This is a genomic window from Daejeonella sp. (assembly GCF_044342615.1).
Lineage (GTDB): Bacteria > Bacteroidota > Bacteroidia > Sphingobacteriales > Sphingobacteriaceae > Daejeonella.
Window position 1 is genome coordinate 1 of the sequence record NZ_JBIIPN010000092.1, and the last position, 10,920, is coordinate 10,920.

The window sequence follows — 10,920 nt, forward strand, 5'->3', positions numbered from 1 at the left end:
CCAGAGCCTGCGGGACCAGTTTTTACCTCATTCACAATTTTAAGATAGTCCATCTTAGGCCTGGTTTCCAAAAGCTCGGCCACCTCACCAACACGAGAACTTGGCTTAAAAATAAGTCCAAATTGATTTTCACGCCAAGTTAGTGAAGATGGACCGGCGCCATAATAATTCCCCATATCCTGCCAAGTCCAGCCCCCAGGCATGGTTTGAGTGCCAAATACACGATCATCTGAGATGATTGAACCTGTAATATTTTTTATCCCTAAACCAATAATAGCATCTGCCCATTTTTTTAAAATAAGGTTAGACTTTGTTAGCTCATACCTATCACTACCTAGACTTGGATCACCTGCTCCAGTAATAATTATATCGCCATTTAATGTTCCATTGGAAGAAATTGTTCCATTATAGCCCAAGGTAGTTTCCCAAGTAAAATCTTTACCTAAAAAATGATATGCAGTAGCAGCGGTAATTGTTTTTAATGTTGAAGCACTAGCCAAACCAATATTTTCGTTTTTTGAAAAAACAAGCTCTCCACTCTCCGCATTTAATACGGTTAATGAACTCATACCATATTTCATCTGCGGATCATCTTCAAATCGATCATAGGCATTTTGAATCTTCTGCTTTAATGTTTGCGATGAAAGCGATGAAAATGAAACTGTTAAGATGAATGCGATAATATATCTCATGTGCTAAATGTATTATTTTCTATTTTTATTATATTTATTAACTATAACGATAATATATAAATTGAAGATTATTAAATGGAAATAGCAATAAAAAATGCTGATTCGCAATAAGAGCAAATCAGCATTCTAAAATATGTAATTATTTAGGATTAGTCCTCCACCTCAACAATCATTTCAATTTCGATTGCAATATTTCCTGGCAGGGCTGACATACCTACTGCTGAGCGAGCATGCTTACCTTTTTCTCCAAAAACGCCAACCATCATATCAGAAAAAGCATTCATCACTTTCGGATGATCCTTAAATTCTGGGGTACACTGTACCATACCCAATACTTTTACTACTCTTTTTACTTTGCTTAAATCTCCAATTTCCTTTTTAAGGCTTGATAATAAAGCAATTCCGGTTAAACGAGCAGCTTCCTGACCTTGTTCAAGCGTAAGATCAGCACCAACACGACCTTGATAAGTCCCACCTTCAGGCTTATCTGGACCATGTCCAGATGTAAAGACTAAATTCCCTACGCGTACAGTTTTCACAAAATTAGCGGTTGGGACAGATGGCTCAACCAATTGAATATTTAATTGCTTCAAGCGAGCCTCAATTTCTGCAGATGCCTGACTAGAAAAAGGTTTAGCTTGATAGGTTTTAGGACTACAGCTCCATAGTGTGATTGAGGTAAGGAATAATAAAGTGTACTTTTTCATGATAATTAATTATTGATTGTTATTTATTTATAATGTTAACTGGATTACCTTTAAGATAAGCCGCTAAATTTTGTTCTACAATTGCCATCAATCGTGCCCTGGCCTCTTTCGTCGCCCAGGCAATATGTGGCGTAATTAAGCAGTTTTTAGCCGATAAAAGTGGATTATTTGATGAAGGAGGCTCTACAGAAAGTACATCCAATCCAGCACCCGCAATTAAACCTGTATTCAATGCATCTGCTAAATCCTGTTCATTAACAATCGGTCCTCTTGAGGTATTTAGAAAGAAGGCCGACTTTTTCATCAATTTTAAAGTGTTTTTATTGATTAAATTTTGAGTCTCAGGAAATAATGGACAGTGAATACTTACCACATCAGAAATCCCTAAAAGTTCATCTAATGATGCCCATTTGAAGTTTTTACGATGAGACTGATCAGTTTGAGTTCTAGAATAGGCTATAACATTCATGCCTAATGCACTAGCAACATCCGCAACTTTCTGACCAATGGAGCCAAAGCCAATGATACCCAAAGTTTTGCCTTCTAACTCGATTAATGGATAATTCCAATAGCAAAAATCAGCTGAAGCTGCCCAATCGCCATTAAAAACCGAATCGCTATGTTTTTGAACATGCAAGCATAATTCGAAGAGTAAGGAAAAGGTTAATTGAACCACAGAAGCTGTCCCATAACCAGGAACATTTGCTACTTTTATCCCTTTGGAACGGGCAAAATCAACATCCACCACATTATATCCTGTTGCTAGCACTCCGATATATTTAAGATCAGGTAACAGAGCCAGAACATCCTCTCTGAGTGGTGTTTTATTGGTAAAAACAATCTCAGCACCCTTGCAACGATCTAAAATATCGGCTGCTAAAGTTCTTTCATGTACTTCAAGATTACCAAAATGCTTTAAACCATCCCAACTAAGGTCGCCGGGATTTAAAGTATAACCATCTAATACCACTAAATTCATTGAATATTATTTACCTAGAGCATCCCAGGGAGTGCCACTTATCCCATTCAAATCCCACACAACTTTGCCTGCACGAAGAGTAAGCTCTGCCTCCAACTTTTTTGTTCCTTTTAACACGTTACCGCGAGAATCCATGAAGCCAAATTTACCTTCTCTAACATTAAAAACGGCAATATCAGCAACAGCACCTTCACTTAAGTGCCCTAATTCGGTATGCTGAATCACATTTGCTGGGTTCCATGTTGAGCGCAAAATAACGTCCTGAACAGACATACCCATATTCAAGAATTTCGACATGACGTTAGCCATATCCTTCATTCCGGCATTTCTACTATTTCTATACAAATCGGTACTTATGGTATTGGGATAAAAGCCTTGTTTAAAAGAATTTATGGCAGTGCTCCACACAAAAGCCCCTCCTCCATGTCCTACATCAAATATTCTACCTTGCTTTTGTGCCTCAAAAATGAAAGGTTTAACCTTATTATTGGCGTCAACAACTGATTCACGACCAGAAACTTGTAATTCACTAGCAGCAGAGCCAGAAAAAGTATGCGTAAAGATATCCCCTGGGCGAAAATACTTCAAGAAAAGATCCTCAATAGATAATTTAGGATTACTCGATCCAAAATCAACGATAATTGGTTTCTTAGTAATATTTCCTGCGGCTATAGCACGTTTCACCGGAGTGTAATCATTGCCCTGATAATGATGTGCTTTAATCCCAACAATGATATCAGGATACTCCTTCATCATAAATGCCGTTGTAGTTGGATTCATGTCTGTTGTGTCTTGGGCATGAATTGTACCTAACATACCGTAGCCGGCAATACTTATAAATGCCAAAACTCGCGTTTGAGATTGATCAATTGTTTGTTTTTTGAAGGTTGGAAAATTTCTCCAACCCGAAGATCCCGCATCAACTACCGTAGTAACTCCAGAACGGAAAGTAAAATCATCTGGTGCAACGCTACCAAAGCCATTTGTGATTCCAAATCCTACATATTCCTCTTCATCAACACCAGCAAAAACATGAACATGCATATCTATAAAACCAGGAGAAACATATAAACCACTAGCATCTACCGTCTTTTTTGCGGTATTTGCTGCAATGTTATTTGCTATTCTTAATATTTTTCCGTCTTTAATAGCCACATCCATTTTCCCATCGATTTTATTCTTAGGGTCAATCACATGTCCATTCTTAATTAAAATATCAATTTCCTGGGCTTTTACAACATTAAAAGTAAATAGAAATAAAGTACAAATTAGACAAAAATGAAAGGCTTTAAATTTTTTTAATAGGCTAGTTTTCATAGTTCTGCAGCGCATAATTTTAATGGTTTAAAATTTCAAATACAAAAGTTTAATGTAGGTAAATTATAGCAAGCAAGCAATAGGCTTTTTCAATAAAAATAAAAGATTAAATTAATCTCTCCTTTTAATCTTTTAAAAAAAATGCCCAAGACTTATTAAATCTGTGGGCATTTGAAATCGAGTTTTATTAACAAAATTAGATTAGCTTCTGAGCCATCAGATACTCTGCAATTTGAACCGCATTGGTTGCTGCACCTTTCCTAAGATTATCTGCAACAATCCATAAATTCAACGTTTTATCTTGTGATTCATCCCTTCTAATTCTTCCCACAAATACCTCATCCTTTTCATGTGCATCCATTGGCATTGGGTATTTTAGGTTTTTAGGATCATCCACAACAATAATTCCCTCTTCTTTTTCAAGGATAGAACGAACCTCATTTAAGTCGAAATCGTTTTCAAATTCAATGTTTACTGATTCCGAATGGCCTCCCATTACTGGTATGCGGACTGTTGTAGCAGTAACACGAATAGAATCATCACTCATGATTTTCTTGGTTTCAAGAATCATTTTCATCTCTTCCTTGGTATAGCCGTTATCTTGAAACACATCAATTTGAGGAATAACATTCAAATCAATTGGATAAGCATAAGCCATTTCACCACTTATTCCCTTTCGCTCATTCATCATCTGATCAACCGCTTTAACTCCGGTGCCAGTAACCGATTGGTAGGTTGAAACTACCACACGCTTAATTTTATATTTATCATGTAATGGCTTTAAAACCACCACCATCTGAATAGTTGAACAATTTGGGTTTGCAATAATTTTATCTTGTGAACTAAGCTCATGGGCATTCACTTCCGGAACGATTAATTTCTTATCCGGATCCATCCGCCAAGCGGAAGAATTATCAATTACTGTTGTACCCACTGCAGCAAAACGTGGTGCATATTCTAGTGAAGTATTGCCACCTGCAGAAAATAATGCTACATCAGGCTTCATCGCGATTGCATCATCCATCGTCACCACATTATATTTTTTCCCTTTGAACTCAATCTGTTTACCTGCACTCTTTGCTGAGGCTACAGGGATTAATTCACTAACTGGAAAATTGCGCTCTGCTAAAACTTTTAACATCACCGAACCTACTAGGCCGGTTGCGCCTACTACTGCGACTTTCATTTTTCTGATTTTTTAATTTAAATATTTAATATCAAACAAATATGGCAATTTTTTCGATGATTTATTGCTTTAAAGTGCTTTAAACTGAAATTTTTATGAAAAATTGTAAATTTCAACCCAATAATTACCGATCACTAATTAATCAGCTACGCTAACTTCTTTTTTTTTATCGCAAAACAGATGAATCTTAAATTCATAAAATAAATGAATGTAGCGATGAAAATAAAACTTCTATTTATACTGATTTTAATCTCCCAAATAGCAAAATCTCAAGTTTTTGATGACTTTGAAGACGGAGATTTTACAGTAAACCCTATCTGGGCCAGCTCAAATAATAATGTTGATTTTATCATCTTAAACAATAAACTGCGATCAAATTCTAGTCAGCCTTCTCATAGTTTTTCAATCAGCACTCCAAACCAGCTTGCCTTAAATACCAAATGGGAATTCTGGGTAAATCTTCAACTCAATACCTCCGGTTCAAATTATGTTGATATTTATTTAATATCAGATAAAGCCGATTTAAAAAGTAATTTAATCAATGGATATTTTGTTCGAATTGGGAATACAAATGATGAAATAGCCCTTTACAAAAGATCTGGCTTGAGTACAACGAGCGTAAAATTAATTGATGGTGTAAATGGGATAACAAATACAAGCAGTTCTACCCTTAAGATAAGAGTCACTAGAAATAATGAGGGTTTATTTACATTAGAAAGAGCTTTAAACAGCACAAATAATTCCTATTTTTCAGAAGGAAGTAGCTTGGATTTAGATTTTACGAAGTCTGATTATTTCGGAATACTCATCCAACAATCTACCGCATCATTTTTCCAAAAACATTTTTTTGATGATTTTTTAATTGAAGCTTTATTTTCTGATAAAAATCCGCCTGAATTAATTAGCGCTACAACCTTAGACTCCAATACATTAGAAATAACTTTTAATGAGGCAATGGATAGTTTGGAAGTGCTGAATAAAGTTAATTATAGCCTAGAAAATTACGACGGACAAATAGCATTTATTCAAACTACATCCGACCCGACAAAATTTAAAATTAAACTTGCAAAATCCTTAAATACAGGAATTTACACATTAAAAATATCAAATGTTAAGGATAAAAGTGGGAATGTCATTCAAGATAAAAACACAGCACTTTTCACTTATAAAAAACCCTACAAAGTTCAAGTTGGTGACATTATAATCAATGAAATATTTGCCGATGCAACACCGCAAATAGATCTCCCATCAGTAGAATTTATTGAACTATTTAATAAAAGTGAGGAGCCCATTTCTTTGCATAATTGGAAGTTAAGCGATATTTCCTCATCAGGAACACTAGTAAATACAATAATGCCCGCCCTATCCTACCTAATACTTTGTGCAAAATCGGACACCGCAGAATTCAAAAAATATGGAAATGTGTTGGGGATATCTCCTTGGCCATCTTTAAGTAATGCCGGTGAAGAAATTAAAATAAGAGATCAATTTAACAATGTCATTGACTCAGTTAATTACTTGGATTCATGGCATAGCGACGCTACAAAAAAACAAGGAGGCTGGTCATTAGAACGTGTCAGTCCCACCTCCAAATGCACTAGCTCTTTAAATTGGGAAAGTGCGAAAGATCAATCTGGAGGAACTCCTGGCAAACAGAACTCAGTATTTATCCCAAATTATGAAAAAATTGCTCTTGTGGCAGATAGTTTACATCGCCTATCGGACTCAACGCTGACCCTGTTTTTTAATAAACCATTGAATAACAATAACTTATTAAAAAATAATTTCATTTTAAGTCCGGCTTCTGGTGAAATAAAAGAAATTATTAGCACTAAAAATTTGAAACAGCTAAACCTGAAGTACAGTGAAAAATTTAAATCTGGGACAAATTATATGCTAAAAATTAAAAATTTAAAAGATTGCAATGGAAATGCAATCAGCAACATTGAACCATTAGCTTTTAGTACACCTAAAGACCCAATACCCCCTCCACCTCCTCCAATAAGAATCGACACCGGCAAAGTAATCATCACAGAATTCTTAGCCGATCCATCTCCTGAGGTTGATCTGCCACTCGTGGAATTTATTGAAATTTACAACCCTGGAATTGACAGCATTGATTTGCAAGGTTGGAGCATTAATGACGTACAAACAAAGGGTATAATTAAGAAATATATGCTCCCACCAAATGAATACCTCATTCTTTCTCCCTTGGCAGATACGCTACACTATAAAAATTTCGGCAAAACCCTAGGTATTTTTCCTTGGCCATCACTCAAGAATAATTCGGATGAAATTATCTTAAAAAGCTTTAAAAATCGGACTGTTGATTCTTTAAATTATTCAGACAATTGGTACAAAGATCCCAAAAAAGTGATTGGAGGATGGAGCCTAGAGAAAATCAACTTAACTAATAAATCATGTAATGGATTTTATAATTGGGATGTATCGGAGGATAGTGCAGGTGGGACTCCCGGAAGGAGAAATAGTAGAGATAATCCAATTTTTATGAATGCGCCACTAAAAATTGATTCGCTGAAGATTGCTTCAGAAAATAGCATTGATGTATATTTTAATCAAATTCCAGATACTAGCTATTTAAAAGCAGCAAACTTTAGCATCAAAAACGGGAGTGAAAAGGCAAAAACTATACAAATTGAGAAGAAATGGCAAGAAATTAGACTCTTTTTCCAAGAAAAATTTAAAGAAGGAGAAAAATATACTCTTTCAGCAGATTTACTTATGTCTTGTTCAGGAAATTTAATCCGTGCTAAAGATGCAAGCGCTGAATTTGAAATCCCTACTATACCTGAAATTGAATACCCCATTATTATCAATGAAATTTTTGCTGACCCTTCACCCCAAATAGAATTACCAGAAGCAGAATTTATTGAATTATTTAACCCTAGCGTGCACACAGTAACATTGAAAGGGCTATCATTAGGCAAAAATCCGCCATTCAAAACCGAAGAAATTGAGTCGGGAGCATATTTAATACTCTGTGCCGAAAAAGATACCCTGAGCTTTAAACCCTATGGAAAAGTTATGGGAATGCCCCTCTGGACAAGCTTAAATAATCAAAAAGATAGCATTCAGCTCAAAAACAATAAAGGAAGAGTAATTCAGCAAGTAACTTATTCTTCTACATGGCATCGAGATTTAGAAAAAAGAAAAGGCGGATACTCACTAGAACTAATTGATTATCAATCTGTTTGCCTCGATTTACAAAATTGGGGCAGTAGTAAGGATCGTATCGGAGGAACTCCCGGAAGAAAAAATTCGATTTACCAACAAAATCTCACAAACGAAGCCTTAAAATTAGTTGAAATTGAAGTCATAGATAGTATCAGCCTATCTCTAAATTTTAATCGAGAAATTGACAGTCTAAAAGCTTCTATTACAACAAATTATGAGATAAATAATGGCGTAAAAAAGCCAGAATTTGCTATACCTCAAGCTCCAAATTTCGATCGAGTTGTATTGAAATTTGAACAAGCTTTAACGCGGGGTCAGACTTACCGACTTAAAGCAAATAATATTGGAGATTGTAGAAATATGAGCATTTCGGCAAATTTTAATTTTGGAGAGTTTCATTTAGCACCAAAAATTCAGAAAAATGATGTGCTACTCAGTGAAATTTTGTTTAATCCAAAAACTGGAGGATCAGATTTCGTAGAAATATATAATAATGCAAAATATTCCATTGACCTAAAGGAACTTACAATCGCACAAAGCATAAAAGACAGTATAAATTCCATTCGAGAAATCAGCAAAAAACAATTTTTATTAGAGCCTAGGAATTATTTAGCATTAACTATAAATCCGGAGAACATTAAGAAAGAATATCTTGTAAAAAATGAAGGCAGCATTCATAAAATAACCTCAATGCCTGTATTTAATGACGCTGAAGGGACAGCAGTACTTCTGAGTGATGGAAAAACAATCGACCAATTAAGCTATACAGAAAAAATGCACTTCCCACTGCTAAAAAATACGGAGGGCATATCTCTTGAACGCAGCAAATTAAATAGGCCAACAAGTGAGGGTGGGAATTTAAGATCTGCCACGATAGCCTCTGGAGGAGCAACACCTGGATATAAAAATTCTCAAAATACCGATGAGCAGCCAATTCAAGATGAATTCGCACTAATTTCTAAAACATTTTCGCCAGATAACGATGGCTTTGAAGATTTATTAGAGATAAAATATCAAGCATTAGCTGGAGAAATAGCGAACATCAGCATTTTTAATGACCAAGGAGCACTGGTGAAAAAACTAGTCAAAAACTACACTTTAAATAGAGAAGGAATTCTCATTTGGGATGGATTAAATGATCAAAGCCAGATGTCGCCTATGGGAATTTATTTACTTCATGCCGAGATTTTTAATTTAAGCGGGCAAATTAAACGATTCAGAAAAAGTTTTGCAGTGGTATCAAAATTTAAATAATGGTAATAGCCATTATTTTGCCTCCATAAATTTTTTACCTTTGAGCAAAACAATTTTACTATGCTTGAAAAAATTCTTGTTATTGGCTCCAATGGACAAATAGGAACCGAATTGGTTACTGAATTAAGAAAAGGGTATGGCGACTCAAATGTGATAGCATGTGACATCAGACGTCCAGATTATGACATCAAAAATGCGGGGCCCTTTGAGTTTGTAAATGTTCTTGAGAAAGATATTTTAAATGAAATTTTCAGAAAATATAAACCAACACAAGTTTATTTATTAGCAGCATTACTTTCAGCAACTGGTGAGCAAAATCCAAAATTAGCTTGGGATTTAAACATGAATGGCTTACTCAATGTGCTTGATTTGGCCTTAGAGTATAAAACAGCACGTATTTATTGGCCTAGCTCCATCGCAGTATTTGGACCCAATTCACCAAAAGTTCAAACGCCACAATATTGCGTAATGGACCCAAATACCGTTTACGGCATTAGTAAGCTTGCTGGAGAACGTTGGTGTGAATATTATTTTCAGCGCTACGGCCTAGATATCCGCAGCATTCGTTATCCGGGATTAATCAGCTGGAAGGCTGCTCCAGGAGGAGGAACAACCGATTATGCTATCCATATTTTCCATGATGCTTTAATAAAAGGTTCATATAAAAGTTTTCTATCTGCCGAGACTGAACTACCAATGATGTACATGGATGATGCTATTCGTGGAACGATAGAACTAATGGATGCGCCGGCAGAAAATATTAAGATTCGTTCATCCTATAACCTAACTGGAATGAGCTTTACTCCAGAAATATTAGCCGATGAAATAAAAAAGCATATTCCTAATTTCACATTGGGCTATACCGAAAATGATCCGCGTCAAGCTATTGCTAATAGCTGGCCAAAATCAATTGATGATAGTTTTGCTCAAGCAGATTGGAATTGGAAACCTGATTTTAACTTGGCAAATATGACAGCTGATATGCTGAAAAATTTAAAAAAATAGTAAAAAGATAAATATGCCACAAAGCATTGTAAATTTGGAAATTCGACAAAAGGGAGAGTTTAATAATTTACAAATAGATAAAAAACTGTTTTTATAAAAAATAGATAGATACGATAATGGGAAGAGCATTCGAATTCCGTAAAGAAAGAAAATTCAAGCGTTGGGCAAAAATGGCCGTTCAGTTTACACGTTTGGGTAAAGAAATAGTAATGGCTGTAAAAGACGGAGGGTCGAATCCTGATGCGAACTCCCGTTTAAGAACAGCCATGCAAAATGCCAAGGCTATAAACATGCCTAAGCATACTGTAGAAGCTGCTATCAAAAGAGCAAGCAATAAAGACGAAAGCAATTATGAAGAGATCGTTTATGAGGGTTATGCCCCTCATGGAGTTGCAATTCTAATTGAAACAGCAACCGATAATACTAACAGAACTGTGGCCAATGTTCGTAGCTATTTCAATAAAACAAATGGTGCACTCGGAAAAACAGGATCATTAGATTTCATTTTTAGCCGTAAATCTGTTTTCCGCTTCGATCCAGGAGAAATGGAATTAGATGAGCTTGAATTTGAACTGATTGATGCCG

The 10,920-nt window shown here is 35.5% G+C and carries 8 protein-coding genes; 3 read left to right on the plus strand and 5 right to left on the minus strand.

What is annotated here, in order from left to right:
* The 5 genes from ACIQ0D_RS08800 to ACIQ0D_RS08820 all read right to left on the minus strand — a co-directional run.
* The coding region (locus tag ACIQ0D_RS08800; protein ID WP_395804759.1) for a D-alanyl-D-alanine carboxypeptidase at positions 1–692 on the minus strand (692 nt) is incomplete at its 3' end.
* 149 nt (positions 693–841) lie between these two features.
* Positions 842–1,399, minus strand: coding sequence for a RidA family protein (locus ACIQ0D_RS08805; RefSeq protein WP_395804761.1), 558 nt, complete (start codon positions 1,397–1,399; stop codon positions 842–844).
* A gap of 19 nt (positions 1,400–1,418) precedes the next feature.
* Positions 1,419–2,378: a D-2-hydroxyacid dehydrogenase gene (locus ACIQ0D_RS08810; protein ID WP_395804763.1), complete on the minus strand. Its 960-nt coding sequence runs from the start codon at positions 2,376–2,378 to the stop codon at positions 1,419–1,421.
* Positions 2,379–2,384: 6 nt separating this feature from the next.
* A complete protein-coding gene (locus tag ACIQ0D_RS08815; protein ID WP_395804765.1) occupies positions 2,385–3,695 on the minus strand; it encodes an amidohydrolase/deacetylase family metallohydrolase in 1,311 nt (436 codons plus the stop codon).
* A 196-nt stretch (positions 3,696–3,891) separates the two neighbouring features.
* Positions 3,892–4,881: an aspartate-semialdehyde dehydrogenase gene (locus ACIQ0D_RS08820; protein WP_395804767.1), complete on the minus strand. Its 990-nt coding sequence runs from the start codon at positions 4,879–4,881 to the stop codon at positions 3,892–3,894.
* 216 nt (positions 4,882–5,097) lie between these two features.
* Here ACIQ0D_RS08820 and ACIQ0D_RS08825 point away from each other — a divergent pair, with 216 nt between their 5' ends.
* The 3 genes from ACIQ0D_RS08825 to ACIQ0D_RS08835 form a co-directional block, all read left to right on the plus strand.
* Positions 5,098–9,330, plus strand: coding sequence for a lamin tail domain-containing protein (locus ACIQ0D_RS08825; RefSeq protein WP_395804769.1), 4,233 nt, complete (start codon positions 5,098–5,100; stop codon positions 9,328–9,330).
* Positions 9,331–9,390: 60 nt separating this feature from the next.
* Entirely contained in the window at positions 9,391–10,335 is a 945-nt protein-coding gene (locus tag ACIQ0D_RS08830) for an NAD-dependent epimerase/dehydratase family protein (RefSeq protein ID WP_395804771.1), read from the plus strand.
* Positions 10,336–10,451: 116 nt separating this feature from the next.
* On the plus strand, positions 10,452–10,920 hold a 469-nt coding region (locus tag ACIQ0D_RS08835), incomplete at its 3' end, for a YebC/PmpR family DNA-binding transcriptional regulator (RefSeq protein WP_395804773.1).